We start from the raw sequence: 15,617 nt of genomic DNA on the forward strand, positions 1-15,617 counted from the left end.
AAACAAGGGCGTCCCATTTGCCGAAATTCAGGATAATTGATTGATATAGCGGGTGTTTTTCACCCAGTTCAGATGATCAATGTATTGAATGGAAATCTCTTTTGGAGCGGAATCCATCTCCAGAATGAGGCAAGCTAGGTCATTTTTTCCTTTTCTTGATACAGTCATCGTGGCAATATTACAATCATCATGAGACAAGATATCCGTAATGAACGCGATACTTCCCTTTTTATCATCGGCCTCTATCACCATGGTGTGCAGACTCGAAGTAAAATTAGCATCAAATCCATTTACTTCTCTGATTCGAATGACACCCCCGCCTCTACTTTCACCGAGTAAAGAACTTTTTCGATCATCCAATGACATTTCCAACTGCACCGAATTAGGGTGATAGGTAGCTGCATTACCAATGGACTTGAACTCGTAGAGAAGTCCATTTTCCTGGGCCATTGCCAATGAAGTTCTGATACGGTCGTCATCTGTGGCTAGTCCCATCAATCCCGCCAATATTGCGCGATCACTACCATGGCCTTCATAGGTCCTGGCAAATGAATTGAAAAAGGTAATTTTTACCTGATCCGGCATTCCCCCTAGAAGCTTATTGGCAACATTCCCAATCTTGACCACACCCGCAGTATGTGAACTGGAGGGGCCGATCATAATCGGGCCGATCATATCGAAAACACTACTTTTTTCTGCCATGGGATTGATAAGGGTTAATGCCATACAAAAATAGATTGCTTTGAAGAAACTACTCGTTTACTAACGAATTAAATAAGACAAAGAACGGACATGAAATTTGTCCGGCACATACATATTACGTTACCTATGTTATTATTTCAAATTTCTTACTGACAATCAGATCGTTAAAGGATTACTGTAAAATTTAGCCTTCAGTGGAGTTAATTTCCCGCTCGGCGGATTTTATACACTTTTGGCGCACGTTTAACATACATTCACGAATCGCCAAACTTAGTTGCTAAATATTACATGCTTACCCTACTTAACAAAAAAGAAATCTATCAGATTCCGGGGAAAATGGTAGGACACTATCATCCTGATATTCACACCATCGTCGATACCTGGACATCCTCCCTATTTGTTTCCTTAGACGATTGGAAAGCTACAGTTTTTGATATAGGCATTACTGACTTTGCTCCTAAAAACGGTGTAAAAAACTGGATCATCGATACCAGCCAGGCCAGAAGTGTCTTCCCTCCGGCCATTCAAGAATTTAGAGAGAGTACGGCTAAAGCCGAATTGGAAAAAAATGGAGTCAAGCGTCTATTCGTCGTGTTACCGTCAAAAGGTATCGGGAAATTTTCGGCCGCTAAAACGGCGGAATTGTACGACGGAGACCGGGGACTACACGGTTATGATGTTGAAACGATAGAACAAGCCTTTGACATTATCCGCAAAGACCTTTGATAGAATATTGATCTTATGACTATACCGCTACAGCAGCCTTGATATGCGGATGTGGATCATATCCCTCCAACGTGATGTCCTCATACTTAAAACCGAAGATGTCATTCACTTCTGGATTCAGCTTCAGTGTGGGTAAAGGTCGTGATGCTCTGGAGAGCTGAAGTTTTGCTTGATCGAAATGGTTGCTATATAAATGTGCGTCACCAAATGTATGCACAAAATCTCCTGGCTCCAGATCACATACCTGAGCAATCATCATGGTAAGCAAAGCGTATGAGGCGATATTGAAAGGTACACCTAGAAAAACATCCGCGCTACGTTGATACAACTGGCAGCTCAATTTACCCTCAGCTACATAGAATTGAAACATGGTATGGCAAGGAGGCAACGCCATCTCATCGACATTGGCAACATTCCATGCACTCACGATATGTCTTCTTGAATCCGGATTATTCCTGATCTGATTTACAAGATTGGTGATTTGATCAATATTCTCACCTGCAGCAGGCCAGCTACGCCATTGCACACCATATACTGGCCCAAGGTCTCCATTTTCATCTGCCCATTCATCCCATATGGAGACACCATTATCTTTCAGGTACTTGATATTTTGTTCACCTTTCAAAAACCAAAGCAACTCGTGGAAAATAGAACGTGTGTGTACCTTTTTCGTCGTGACCAATGGAAAGCCCTCTGATAGATCAAACCGCATTTGATAACCAAACACACTACGGGTTCCGGTTCCGGTGCGGTCACTTTTATCCACACCATTGTCCAAAATGTGTTGCATCAAATCAAGGTACTGCTTCATGGCTTGCTTAAAATTTACACTCGCGAATTTAACAAACTCGAAGATGAAAAATGTTCCCACAATTTCACTTCTCTATAATTCAATAATTGCCTCTACAAATTTCGCAAACTCCAAGAGCATGAACGACTTATCAAGGACCTATTCAAAATAAAATATTGCCCTCCATAAGCTGACAAATAATCACCGAATGAATTGCTCTATTCCAATAGAATTAAGAATTATAGACAAAACATGATTGGATAAACATTCAACAACCTAATCCTTCCGTCTAGTACAAAGCTGATAATTCCGTGAAGTAGTAAAGGTCAAGTCCATTGACAATGAGACGCTAGGTCAGTATTGAATTTCCAACATATATATACTTGATTATCAATTTTTTAAAGAATTCATGTTGTACCTCTGATGTATTGTCAATTTGACAAGGATGTAGTTTTGATGTAGACTGATAATTGGAAAGTATAATTCTATAATGGAATTTGAAAAATCAAATTGACGTAACGGAACCGTGTACCTGTAATAATTGAACCAGTATCGGCAAGTTGCTGCGTCATTTTGAGATACTTTCTAATTCTATTAACCAAATCAAACCAAAAAATGAAAGAAGTGAGATTGTGGCAGATTAAGCTGGTCCCCTGGATGGCCATGCTTTTTTTCTGCCTTGGAGTCCAGAAGACTTTTGGTCAGTGTGTTCCGGGGGAGACCGGAAATGTACCGGGAGCAGATTATGTTCTCGTGTGGGCAGATGAATTTGATGTAGACGGAGCTGTATGTACGGATAATTGGTTCCATCAAACACAGATCCCAACCCCTGGAGGGTGGTTCAATGGCGAGGAACAACACTATACCGACAGAACGGATAATTCATTTGTCGCGGGTGGATTCCTCAACATTGTAGCGAAAAGAGAAACGTTTGTGGATCAGGGGCTAAGCAGGGATTATACCTCTGCCCGGCTCAATTCCAAGTTTGCGTTCACTTATGGACGTGTAGACGTAAGGGCCAGATTTGATGGCGGTTCAGGTACCTGGCCAGCCATCTGGATGCTCGGAAGGAACGTCAATGAGCCAGGAGGATTCTGGCATGATCAGTTCGGAAATGTGACCTGGCCGGCATGTGGCGAGATTGATATCATGGAGCATTTTGGTAGTCAGGATGCCGTAATCCATGGTTCCATTCATACCCCTTCCAGTTCTGGAGCAACGGTGAATACAGGGACCGTTAGTAACCCGGACTATGCTTCTGCATTCCATGATTATACGATCATATGGGATCAGGATCAGATCCAGTTTTTGGTGGACGATGTACCTTATTATACTTATAGCCCTGCCACGCAGAATAGCGATACGTGGGTTTTTGATGAGCCACAATACCTTCTATTGAATTTTGCCATGGGTGGCATCGGTGGCAGTATTCCAGCTGGATTCAATGAAGCTTCCATGGTTGTTGATTACGTGCGGGTTTATCAAAAAGAGTTCATTCCTCCTGCTGAACCCGAGGTAGCTGCCGAAGCACCTATTCAACCTGATGCGAATGTCATTTCACTATTTAGTGACAGCTACACCGATGTAGCAGTTGACACCTGGAGAACTGATTGGTCCGATGCTTCATTTGAAGATGTCAACTTCGCTGGTACGGCCATGAAAAAATACTCCAACCTCAATTTCGTAGGAATTGAAACCGTGAGTAATCAAATTGACGCCAGTAACATGACGAATTTCCACTTTGATATGTGGACACCTGACGCAACACAATTCAGGGTAAAACTTGTGGATTTTGGTGCGGATGGAGCCTTTGGTGGTGGTGATGATACCGAACATGAGCTAACTTATGAATCACCTTCTATCGCGCAATGGAATAGCTATGACATTCCTCTATCAGATTTTACCGGATTGACCTCAACTGGGAATATTGCACAATTGATCTTTGCAGGTATGCCAGCCGGGGCAGCTACCGCATTCATCGATAACATTTATTACTATCGTGATGTAATTGAACCCGAAACTGCAGCTCCCACCCCTACTCAGGCAGCGGGTGATGTGATCTCAATGTTCAGCGATGCCTACACCGACGTTCCAGTCGACACATGGCGTACCGTTTGGTCAGATGCAATATTCGAAGATGTGACACTGGCAGGGAGTGCCGTTAAGAAATACACGAACTTGAGCTTCGTAGGCATTGAAACAGTAGCAAACCCAATCGACGCCTCGGCAATGGAAAATTTCCATTTTGATTTATGGACACCTGATGCAGAAACATTCCGTGTCAAATGGGTAGATTTTGGAACAGATGGTGCATTTGGCGGCGGTGATGATACCGAACATGAAATAGCCTATGAAAATCCAGATCTGGGTCAATGGGTAAGTTTCGACATACCTATGTCCGCATTTTCGGGATTAGGTGGCCGATCTGCTTTAGGGCAATTGATTCTGTCGGGTAATCCTGCCGGAGCATTCTCTGCATTCATCGACAATGTATATTTCTATTCAGGCAGTGTGGTCACTCCTGAGCCTGTGGTGGCAGCTCCTGCTCCTACGCAGGATGCGGCAGATGTGATTTCTATGTTCAGCGACAATTATACCGATGTACCAGTAGACACGTGGAGAACCGACTGGTCTTCTGCAGCATTGGAAGATGTGGTAATCGATGGCAGTGCCATGAAAAAGTATACCAATCTGAGCTTTGTTGGCATTGAAACCGTATCTAATCAGATCGATGCTTCAGGCATGAGTCATTTCCATTTCGATCTTTGGACGCCTGAAGCAGAGACATTCCGCGTCAAGTGGGTGGACTTTGGAGCGGATGGTTCCTTCGGTGGTGGAGACGATACTGAACATGAACTCACCTATGAGAACCCTGCGCAAAGTCAATGGGTAAGCTTTGAAATTCCTATGTCAGATTTTGTCAACCTTGGATCAACATCCAATTTGGCACAATTGATCTTTTCAGGTGCTCCTGCGGGATTATTTACGGCATTTGTTGATAATGTGTATTTCTATAATGAATCCACAGGTCCAGAAGATGCACCTACCGTAGCGGCAGCGGCACCAACCCAGGATGCGGCGAATGTGATCTCCTTGTTCAGTGATAGCTACACCGATGTTCCAGTTGATACCTGGAGAACCAGCTGGTCAGCGGCAGATTTTGAGGATGTGGTGATCGATGGCAGTGCCATGAAGAAATACACCAACCTCACTTTCGTGGGAATTGAAACGGTGACTAACCAGATCGATGCTTCTGGTATGACCAACTTCCGATTCGATCTGTGGACGCCCAATGCGACGCAATTCCGGGTGAAACTGGTAGACTTTGGTCCTGATGGTGCCTTCGGTACCGGTGATGAAACCGAGTATGAAATCACGTATGAGAGCCCTACTCAAGGTGAATGGATCAGCTTCGACATTCCTTTGACCGATTTTGCAGGATTGACCAATACGACCAATATCGCGCAGCTGATCTTTGCAGGCATGCCTGACGGAGCAGCTACTGCTTTCATTGATAATGTGTATTTCTACAATGGATCTACAGGTTCCGGTGATGCGCCTACTGTGGCGGCAGCGGCACCAACCCAGGATGCGGCGAATGTGATCTCCTTGTTCAGCGACAGCTACACCGACGTACCTGTTGACACCTGGAGAACCAGCTGGTCAGCAGCGGATTTCGAGGATGTGGTGATCGATGGCAGCGCCATGAAGAAGTATACCAACCTCACCTTCGTGGGAATTGAAACGGTGACTAACCAGATCGATGCTTCCGGCATGACCAACTTTCGATTCGATCTGTGGACGCCCAATGCGACGCAATTCCGAGTGAAACTGGTGGACTTTGGTCCTGATGGTGCCTTCGGTACCGGAGATGAAACCGAGCATGAAATCACGTATGAAAGCCCTGCGCAAGGCGAATGGATCAGCTACGACATTCCTTTGACCGATTTTGCAGGGTTGACCAATACGACCAATATCGCGCAGTTGATCTTCGCTGGTATGCCTGACGGAGCAGCTACTGCTTTCATTGATAATGTATATTTCTACAATGGATCTACTGGTTCCGGTGATGCACCTACTGTAGCGGCAGCGGCACCAACCCAGGATGCGGCAAATGTGATCTCCTTATTCAGTGATAGCTACACTGATGTTCCAGTTGATACCTGGAGAACCAGCTGGTCAGCGGCAGATTTTGAGGATGTGGTGATCGATGGCAGTGCCATGAAGAAATACACCAACCTCACCTTTGTGGGAATCGAAACGGTGACTAACCAGATCAACGCTTCTGGCATGACCAACTTCCGATTCGATCTGTGGACGCCTAATGCGACGCAATTCCGGGTGAAACTGGTAGACTTTGGTCCTGATGGTGCCTTCGGTACCGGTGATGAAACCGAGCATGAAATCACGTATGAAAGCCCTGCTCAAGGCGAATGGATCAGCTACGACATTCCTTTGACCGATTTTGCAGGGTTGACCAATACGACCAATATCGCGCAGTTGATCTTCGCAGGTATGCCTGACGGAGCAGCTACTGCATTTATTGATAACGTATATTTCTACAACGATGTAGTAGTTCCTTGTGAGTCAGGATTGACTGGTAATGTACCTGTAGGTGACAATTACGTACTGGTATGGGCAGATGAGTTCGATGCATCCGGGGCGGTATGTAATGAAAATTGGCATCACCAGACTCAAATCCCTACGCCAGGTGGCTGGTTCAATGGTGAAGAGCAGCATTACACCGATCGTCTGGACAACTCATTTGTGGAAGATGGACTACTGAACATTACGGCTAAAAGAGAGAACTTCACTGATCAGGGATTGACCAGAAGTTATACCTCTGCCCGATTGAACTCTAAGTTTGCTTTTACCTACGGACGAGTAGACGTAAGAGCAAAGCTTCCTGCTGGATCAGGTACATGGCCTGCCATCTGGATGTTAGGACGTGAAGTAAATGAGCCCGGAGGATTCTGGTTCGATGAATTTGGCACGACTAATTGGCCTGCGGTAGGGGAAATTGACATCATGGAGCACTTTGGTAACCAAAATGCTGTTATTCATGGAACCATCCATACCCCTGCAAGTTTTGGTGCACCTACGACCACTGGAACGATCAATAACCCTACGTTCGATACGGAGTTTCACGACTATTCAATCATTTGGGATGAAAATGAGATCGTGTTCCTGATGGATGATGTACCCTATTACGTCTACAACCCTGCTAATAAGTCCGATGAAAACTGGCCCTTCTACAAACCTCAGTACCTATTGCTGAATGTGGCCATGGGTGGATTTTCCGGAACCATTCCTCCCGAATGGCAGGAAGGGACCATGCAAATTGATTACGTGCGGGTGTATCAGAAGGAGTTTGTGCCACCCACAGAACCTACTGTGGCCGCGGATGCACCAACGGAGGATCCGGCCAATGTGATCTCCATGTTTAGTGACGAGTACACGGATGTGCCTGTCGATACCTGGAAAACCGTATGGTCTGACGCCACCTTCGAGGACGTGACCATTGCTGGTAGTGCGATGAAGAAGTACACCAACCTAAATTTCGTGGGTATTGAAACGGTGGCCAATCAAATTGATGCGTCTGATATGACCAACTTCCGATTTGACCTTTGGACACCAGATGCTTCCCAATTCAGAGTGAAACTGGTTGATTTCGGGCCAGATGGTGCATTCGGAACCGGTGACGAAACGGAGCATGAGATCACTTTTGACAATCCGTTTCCTGGTCAGTGGAATAGTTTTGACATTCCTTTATCTGATTTCACTAGCCTGATCAACACAACGAACATTGCTCAATTGATCTTTGCGGCCGCTCCTGCTGGAGCAGCTACGGCGTTCATTGACAATGTGTACTTCTACAAAAAACTTACTGCGCCGGAAACCGCGGCTCCGACCCCAACGCAGGATCAGGCAGACGTCATTTCTATGTTCAGTGATGAATACACAGATGTACCTGTAGACACCTGGAGAACGAGTTGGTCCGTGGCCGACTTTGAAGATGTGACCATCGATGGCAGTGCGATGAAGAAGTATTCGAACCTAAGCTTTGTGGGTATCGAAACAGTAGCTAACCAAATCGATGCATCCGGCATGGACAACTTCCATTTTGACTACTGGTCTCCGGATGGAGAAACCTTCCGTGTAAAGTGGGTTGATTTTGGACCAGATGGCGCATTTGGTGGTGATGATGATACCGAACATGAGATCGTTTACGAAAATCCTGATCAAGGTCGATGGGTGAGTTTCGATATTCCTATGTCTGCCTTTGCCGGGTTGACCAATCGCTCGAACCTGGCTCAGTTGATTTTCTCAGGAAATCCTGCGGGCGAGTTCACCACGTTCATCGATAATATCTATTTCTACACCGGACCTCTGGCGACTCCTGAGCCAGCAACGGCCGCTCCCGACCCTACAGAAGCACCCGCTCAGGTGATCTCCATGTTCAGTGATGTGTATGATGATGTTCCGGTAGATACCTGGAGAACAAGCTGGTCGGTGGCAACACTGGAAGATGTGCTGATTGATGGAAGTGCCATGAAGAAATACACGACACTGAGCTTTGTCGGAATCGAAACGGTCTCCAATCAGATCGATGCGTCCAACATGACGAATTTCCGATTTGACCTGTGGTCTCCGAATGCGACAGTATTCAGGGTGAAGCTGGTAGATTTCGGACCCGATGGAGCCTTCGGTGGTGGAGATGACAATGAGTATGAACTGGCGTTTGATAATCCTGAACAGAACGAATGGGTATCCTTCGATATTCCTCTGTCAGAATTTATTGGCCTGGCTTCCAGAGAGAACATTGCTCAGCTGATCTTCTCCGGAGGTCCTGCTGGATTCCTTACGGCCTTTATTGACAATGTTTACTTCTACGATGGCACTGCTGATGTAGAAGCTCCAAGTATACCTGCTAACCTGACCGCTGCCAATGTAACGGATACATCATTTGATGTAAACTGGGCTGCATCTACCGATAACGTTGGTGTGGTCGGGTACAATGTCTATTTGGATGGTGTCTTACAGGACAAAGTCGCCACCACTTCATTCACTTTTGATGGTTTGACTGCTTCCACCACGTATGAGGTGCAGGTTGAAGCCTATGATGCAGCAGGCAATACAGCGGCCAGTGATGTTCTTAGCACAACTACAGCAGCTCCTCCATGTTCCGATACGTTAGTGGATCTCGCAGATTTCGAAGTGAATGATGGGGTTTGGAGATGGAACCGAAGAAGTGCGAACCTGGTGCGAAGCAAGTACCTGGCCAATTCAGGCAAGTTCTCTGTGAAAGTGAAACGAAGAATTCGTACCACGAATCTGGACTTGTCCTCATTCGAAGACCTGAGCATTTCATTCAATTTCTTGTCCTTCGGTGTGAAAGATGATGGCGGACTAATTCTGGAAATGTCTACCGATGGTGGAAATACATTCGTAGAAGTGGACCGATGGACAGTGAATACGGATTTTGTCAATAAACAACGAGCATTCGTATCCGTAGACCTGAGTGGTCCATTTTCCTCTGCAACTCGATTCAGACTCAAAAAACGTCCAGTGAGAAGAGGCGGAAACATTTTCGTGGACGACATAGAGATCTCTGGATGTAGCACGGGTGGCAGCGTCAATGTACTTACCCGAGAGGCTTCAGATCGTGTCGAAGAGATCAAAACCTTCGACATCAGTCAACTGGAAGAGGTCAGCATCTACCCTAACCCGGTTCTTGAAACGCTGAATATCAGAGGCGTCCAGGAAAATAGTCAGCTTGAACTAATTAACCTTTCTGGGCAAGTGATCCTGAAAGCCACTGGCGTCAATCAACTGGATGTACGGGATGTACCTGATGGCATCTATTTGCTACGCGTAACGAATGATGAAGAGGTGATCACACTTCGAATCAATAAACAGTAAACTTTTAACTCTAACTCTCATATTAATGGAAAGGCCGCTCAATCCCGATGGCTATCGGGAGAGCGGCTTTTTTTGTTTTGAATAGGCTCAAGGATTAAAAAGAATTATGCTTCTGTTGCGTCATGCTTCGGGAATGACTTTCATGCCTTCCAACAGCTGACCATGTCGATGGAGCTACCCTCCATGCTAATATTTACATGCCCATGCCTATATCATGTATGGTCATGCCGAAGTTTATTCCGTCATGCAAATAATTTAAGTATCATGCCAAATTTTATACCACCATGCTAGCACCCGGCAGCTCCATGGCTCCCATGAGCACACAAAAGAGAAGCATGCAGGGTAAGGTAGCTACTATGAAGGGTAAAAGGGCTTCCATGACGTGGTTCATAGCCACCATGAAGGGTTAACGGACTCCCATGACGGGCAATTTGCTACCATGAGGGGTTAAAAAACTTCCATGACACGTTCACTTGCATCATGGCCGAGCCAGTATAAGCCACATGGCACCATAAAATTTGCTGTGAAATCTCTTTTTTGTTTCATGGGACTGTTGAGATCACCAGGGCATTATTGGGTGCAGAAATGAGCCATCTTATATAAGCTACTTATTCATCACTTCAATATCGCTTAGAGCTTATGGGTAGTTTTTTATGATCGATTCAATATAATACTTACAATTGTGAAACTTTTCCCGGGCACATCCAGTATTATACTTACAATTGTGAAAGTTTATGCAAAACCTGAAACTTGGAAACTTTGAAGAATTGGTACTCCTACTCGTAGGTGTACTCTATGATCAGGCCTATTCTGTATCCATCGTAGATGAGTACAAAAAGCAAACAGGCAAGAACATCAACATCAGTGCGATTCATACGGTCCTGTACCGACTAGAAGAGAAAGGCTACCTAGAATCCCGATTAGGTGAGCCAGGAAGTGGTCGCGGCGGTAAACGAAAAAGGTTGTTTTTCCTGACTGCTTTTGGCGTGAAGACACTGGACGATATTCAGGCATTGCGTGATCAGCTGCGCTATCAAATCCCTAAACCTGCCTTGCAGAACCTGTCATGAGTGCTCCAACCTATCGGGAACCCCCAAAGCTGGCTCTCCAGTTTTTCCGGTGGTACTGTCGGAAAGATCGGCTGGAGGAACTGGAAGGCGATCTCGAAGAAATGCATGAACGCCGACAACTGCGGAATTTCTCCAACATGAGACTTGGTCTGTCTTTTTGGTGGGACGTCATCCGGTGCTTTAAAAAATATTCGGTCAAAAAATCAAAAACTCAAATGAACACTTCACTCTATCGATCCTACGTCAAGGTGGCCTTGCGAAACACACGTAAGAACCTTGGTCCGGTACTGATCAACATCATTGGCCTTGGTCTTTCTCTGGGCTTTTGTTTCACCGTGTACATGTTACACGCCTACAACCTCGAATTCGATTTTTTCCATAAAAACTCAGCGGATGTTCATCGCATGCACAGCATCCGTTGGTATAATGAGCAACCGCTGCGATATGAATATGTGCCAATTCCATTCATCGATAAAGTGGAAGAAGAGATTCCAGGCGTAGAAGAAGTGACTTATTTTGATATTCATCAGGCAACCCTGAAGGTAGCGAATACCAATTATCAGTCAAGTGGGGAATACTTCTCACAAGCCGTTGCTTCTGCCCGATCAAACTTCCTGGACATGTTCGATCTTCCGCTTAAAAGTGGTAGCAACGAAAGCCTACAAGATGAATCTGCCGTATTCATCACAGAAGAAACAGCCGAACAACTTTTTGATGACCTCTCTCCCATTGGAGAAACCATTACGATTTTCATCGGTCAGGAAAAAGGAATTGATCTACAGGTAGCGGGTGTCTTTGAAAAGATTCCATTAAACACAAGCTTTCATTTTGATGTTTTGGTCAATCACGAAGCTGTTCTCAAAGTGTTAGAATCTTCCGCATCCAGCTGGAAACGGAGCGATAATGTGGCCCTCTTATTTAGAAGTAAGGTACCTGATCAGGTAGCAGTTGCTGTTCAGGAATTTTTACCCGAACAAAATGAAAAACAGGAGAATTGGAAAATTTCTGAGATCGAAGTTCATCCTTTAATTGATCCTTTGCTTACAGATGGATATGTCTACTCCTCTCCCACTAACAATCGGGTCCGGGCTTCAGCATTGATCATTTTTAGTATCATGGCGCTGCTGATCTTATTAATTACTTGTTTCAATCTCGCCAATACATCTATCGCATTGATGACCAAACGTGTTCGTGAGATAGGCATTCGTAAAACCCTTGGTACCACTAACTTCAAATTGTTTGAGCAATTCATGATGGAAATGCTTGTGATCACTTTTTTCGCCTTCATCATTGCTCTGCTCATGGCCAATCCTATCTCAGAACAACTCTTTGGATTGTTTGGGGTCTCCTTCCTATTGCAGGATGTCAGCATTTTGCGATTCATCCCATTTGTTTTGACATTCCTCCTGATCTGTACTTTTTTGGCAGGCATTCTTCCGGCCATGTATGCGTGGAAATTCTCTCCTTCTATCATTCTCAGTGGCAAACAATCTCTAAAAGGTGTGGGCTGGTTTCAAAAATCGTTGACCATCGGTCAGTATGTGGTTTCTATATGTTTACTTATATGTGCCTGGACTTTTGGCCAAAACAATAAATACCTCGGAGAGATCGATCTGGGCTACAATTACAATCAGGTGGCCATGCTTCCATTGGATTCACCTCAAGATTTCGAACAAGTGAGGAACGATCTCAATCAACTTGCTTCGACCACTCATGTGATCGGTACGCAACATCATCATGGCGCCGCAGGTGTCTTGAGCACCTTAGCTTCCGATACCGCAGATTTGGAGATTACTACATTCAAAATTGGCGAAGGCTATCTGGAAACGATGGAAATCAATGTGACTCAGGGCAGAAAATTCATTACAGGTTCTGAATCGGATCGGGAACGATCCATCATTGTCAGCGAAGAATTTGCCTTCCGTTACCTGGACCAAAGTAATCCGTTAGGTCAGCAAGTTGAATTTGATGGCGTCAAAAGAATCGTGGTTGGTGTGGCTTCGGATATCATACATGAAGTTTTTGCTGATTACAAAAGAAGACCAGTCGCTTATCTGGCGGCTGACCCTACGAATTACGGCATGCTGATACTAAAAACAACGGCCTCCGACACAGAAGCATTGGAGAATGAATTGAAGGCTTATTGGTCTGATAACTTTGATACCCCTTACCGGGGACAAGGTCAACGGATGATATCTTCCTTCTATGCAACCAGAGATGCACGAAACCTGAAGTTGATCTTCATGAGCATTGCCATTCTAGGATCTCTATTGAGTACCATTGGAATTTTCTCCCTGGCGGTGATGAACATTGCTAAACGAACGAAGGAGATCAGTATCCGACGTGTATTAGGGGCTACTTCTCGCCAGGTATTGGTCATTATTTACCGGTCTTTTGGTTGGATCATCGGCTTATCAATTGTTCTGGGGATCGTGAGTGGCGTATTCCTTAGTAAAGCGGTGCTGTCATCGATCTACAAGTTTTATCTGTCAGCACCTATTCTTGACTCGACAATGATTGGTTTATCCATTATGATCATAGCGATATTGTTCATCACCGCAGCTGCATTCAGCCGTATCATAGCCAATCCCAGCGAAGGATTGCGGACGGAGTGATCTCTGCTACTAAAGCTTTGCTGCAATGTTTTGTATGATCTGTATTACTTGATCCAACGAATCAAAAATGTAGTATTTACCCTGAAAACTGTGACGGTCGTAAGACTCGCCGGAAGCCAAGGCATCCAAATTAAATTGGACCTGGTTTTCCGGCTTATAGGCTTCAAATACTTCAGAAGAGGAATAAAAAGTAGCGCCAAAAGCTTTGATTCCATGGGCTTCCCTGATCAGTCCTAATTCAATAAACATACCACCGATAAAATCCAGTGCGGGTAACAGATCGGTGCGTTTGTTGTCGTATGCGCTGATATAAGTATGTGCCAGTAACTGGTACATATCGGAATATTCTTGCTGGATCAGAAATGGCGCATGGCCCATGATGTCATGCCATATGTCTGGCTCATCGCAGTATTCGAGTTCTTGTGGTGTTCTGACAAAACAGGTCAATGGCATCTTGTATTCAGCAATCATGCCATACCATTCTCTTTGTTCCAGAATGAGGTGATCATTCGTCTGAATGAAGGTATATCTTGTGTAATTTTTGAAAACCATGTTCAGGTCTTCGGCAAGAGGTCGTTTACTATGATCCAGTCCTAATTTTGATAACCCTGAGATCCATAAAGTCGAAATCGCATTGAGTGATTGAAGGTTTTGGAAGTGTCTCTCGAACAAAACTTTCCAATGATCATCATCTACACTCGGATCAAAGTGCCTTTTGGGTTTGATGATGTTGACATCTCTTAGGTTTCCTGTGATATCCATAAGTAATCAGGTCACTAAAGATACGGACACTTATCTTTAATTCATGAAAGATCAAGCATTCGAAAAGTTCATCCGCCGATTGTCTTCGTTCATGGTCATCACTCCCGAAGAAGTGCATATGCTGCGTGATTTGGTACCCATTCATACCTACCAAAAAGGTGATTTTTTGATCCGAGCAGGAGACATCTCCAAGTCATTTTTCTATAATGCCTCAGGTTTCGTTCGATTGTTCTACCTATTAAATGGAGAAGAAAAGACCGCCTATTTTTATGACGAAGGCTCATTCATCAGTGCATATTCTTCCTTCCTCAGACAAGAACCTTGTTCCTTCTTTCTGCAGGCGGCTGAAGAAACACAAGTTGCCACCATTTCCATAGAAGCTTCTGAAAGCATCCTGGCCTATTCTACGAAGTTTGAGAAGTTAGCCAGAATAGCAATGGAAGAAGAAATGATCAGCCTGCAGGAAATCATCGCTTCTTTGATCACCTTGAGTCCCGAGAAGCGATACCTTGAATTACTAAAAAGAAATCCAACCGTATTTCAGAAAGTACCTCAAACACAGATTGCTTCTTTTCTAGGCGTAAAACCGGAATCTCTGAGTCGCATCAAAAAGCGAAGTATGGAACGATCTTAACCAAAGTCAATAATTGCCTCCTCACCAGGAGTTCTCTTTGCTCGTAAAAGAAAACTTCTCATGAAAAAAACTTACTTGACCCTCTGCATCATCGGATTCATCCTACCCAACATTTGGGTAACTATCGAATCCTATGAAACCGGTAACATCTTGTTGTACATGGATCCTGTCGCCACCTTTCAGCGCATGTTTGCCAATCGTATATCAATGATTTTCGCCATCGATCTGTTCTTTGCAGTGGCGGTGTTTTTCATCTGGAGCTACCACGAAGCCAAACAAAGTCGTATGAAACATCTTTGGGTTGTATGGGTGTTCACGATGCTGCTAGGTTTAGCCGGAGGCTTTCCTTTGTTTCTTTATCTCCGGAAGCGTCAGCAGCAGTAATCTGGTTACTC

At 44.7% G+C, this 15,617-nt stretch carries 9 protein-coding genes; 6 read left to right on the top strand and 3 right to left on the bottom strand.

Going from position 1 to position 15,617, the window contains the following annotated elements; translation table 11 throughout:
• Positions 1-27: 27 nt before the first annotated feature.
• A complete protein-coding gene (gene sdaAB / locus R8G66_01575) occupies positions 28-702 on the bottom strand; it encodes an L-serine ammonia-lyase, iron-sulfur-dependent subunit beta (protein MDW3191013.1) in 675 nt (224 codons plus the stop codon).
• Between the two features lie 288 nt (positions 703-990).
• On the opposite strand from sdaAB, the gene R8G66_01580 reads away from it, so the two are divergent.
• Complete coding sequence (locus R8G66_01580; GenBank protein ID MDW3191014.1) at positions 991-1,428, top strand: hypothetical protein; 438 nt, start codon at positions 991-993, stop codon at positions 1,426-1,428.
• A gap of 19 nt (positions 1,429-1,447) precedes the next feature.
• On the opposite strand, the gene R8G66_01585 is transcribed toward R8G66_01580, so the two are convergent.
• Entirely contained in the window at positions 1,448-2,239 is a 792-nt protein-coding gene (locus R8G66_01585; GenBank protein ID MDW3191015.1) for a thymidylate synthase, read from the bottom strand.
• Between the two features lie 594 nt (positions 2,240-2,833).
• Here R8G66_01585 and R8G66_01590 point away from each other — a divergent pair.
• The 3 genes from R8G66_01590 (at position 2,834) to R8G66_01600 (ending at position 13,826) form a co-directional block, all read left to right on the top strand.
• Positions 2,834-10,141, top strand: a complete 7,308-nt coding sequence (locus R8G66_01590) for a family 16 glycosylhydrolase (GenBank protein MDW3191016.1) — start codon at positions 2,834-2,836, stop codon at positions 10,139-10,141.
• Between the two features lie 734 nt (positions 10,142-10,875).
• Positions 10,876-11,211, top strand: coding sequence for a PadR family transcriptional regulator (locus tag R8G66_01595; protein MDW3191017.1), 336 nt, complete (start codon positions 10,876-10,878; stop codon positions 11,209-11,211).
• 215 nt (positions 11,212-11,426) lie between these two features.
• Positions 11,427-13,826: an FtsX-like permease family protein gene (locus R8G66_01600; GenBank protein ID MDW3191018.1), complete on the top strand. Its 2,400-nt coding sequence runs from the start codon at positions 11,427-11,429 to the stop codon at positions 13,824-13,826.
• Positions 13,827-13,835: 9 nt separating this feature from the next.
• Here R8G66_01600 and R8G66_01605 read toward each other — a convergent pair whose 3' ends face one another.
• Positions 13,836-14,588: a hypothetical protein gene (locus R8G66_01605; protein ID MDW3191019.1), complete on the bottom strand. Its 753-nt coding sequence runs from the start codon at positions 14,586-14,588 to the stop codon at positions 13,836-13,838.
• A 43-nt stretch (positions 14,589-14,631) separates the two neighbouring features.
• Between R8G66_01605 and R8G66_01610 the strand changes: the two genes are divergently transcribed.
• Together R8G66_01610 and R8G66_01615 are read left to right on the top strand one after the other, a co-directional pair.
• On the top strand, positions 14,632-15,222 hold the full coding sequence (locus tag R8G66_01610) for a Crp/Fnr family transcriptional regulator (GenBank protein ID MDW3191020.1): 591 nt from the start codon (positions 14,632-14,634) through the stop codon (positions 15,220-15,222).
• 60 nt (positions 15,223-15,282) lie between these two features.
• The gene (locus tag R8G66_01615; protein MDW3191021.1) at positions 15,283-15,606 is read left to right on the top strand and encodes a DUF2834 domain-containing protein; all 324 of its coding nucleotides are present in this window, start codon (positions 15,283-15,285) and stop codon (positions 15,604-15,606) included.
• Positions 15,607-15,617: the final 11 nt, after the last annotated feature.

The sequence above is a fragment of the Cytophagales bacterium genome, from assembly GCA_033344775.1.
Lineage (GTDB): Bacteria > Bacteroidota > Bacteroidia > Cytophagales > Cyclobacteriaceae > JAWPMT01.

Bases quoted from the DNA above. Each gene is read 5' to 3' on its own strand.
- sdaAB (MDW3191013.1), bottom strand. From the start codon at position 702: ATGGCAGAAAAAAGTAGTGTTTTCGATATGATCGGCCCGATTATGATC.
- R8G66_01580 (MDW3191014.1), top strand. From the start codon at position 991: ATGCTTACCCTACTTAACAAAAAAGAAATCTATCAGATTCCGGGGAAA.
- R8G66_01585 (MDW3191015.1), bottom strand. From the start codon at position 2,239: ATGAAGCAGTACCTTGATTTGATGCAACACATTTTGGACAATGGTGTG.
- R8G66_01590 (MDW3191016.1), top strand. From the start codon at position 2,834: ATGAAAGAAGTGAGATTGTGGCAGATTAAGCTGGTCCCCTGGATGGCC.
- R8G66_01595 (MDW3191017.1), top strand. From the start codon at position 10,876: ATGCAAAACCTGAAACTTGGAAACTTTGAAGAATTGGTACTCCTACTC.
- R8G66_01600 (MDW3191018.1), top strand. From the start codon at position 11,427: ATGAACACTTCACTCTATCGATCCTACGTCAAGGTGGCCTTGCGAAAC.
- R8G66_01605 (MDW3191019.1), bottom strand. From the start codon at position 14,588: ATGGATATCACAGGAAACCTAAGAGATGTCAACATCATCAAACCCAAA.
- R8G66_01610 (MDW3191020.1), top strand. From the start codon at position 14,632: ATGAAAGATCAAGCATTCGAAAAGTTCATCCGCCGATTGTCTTCGTTC.
- R8G66_01615 (MDW3191021.1), top strand. From the start codon at position 15,283: ATGAAAAAAACTTACTTGACCCTCTGCATCATCGGATTCATCCTACCC.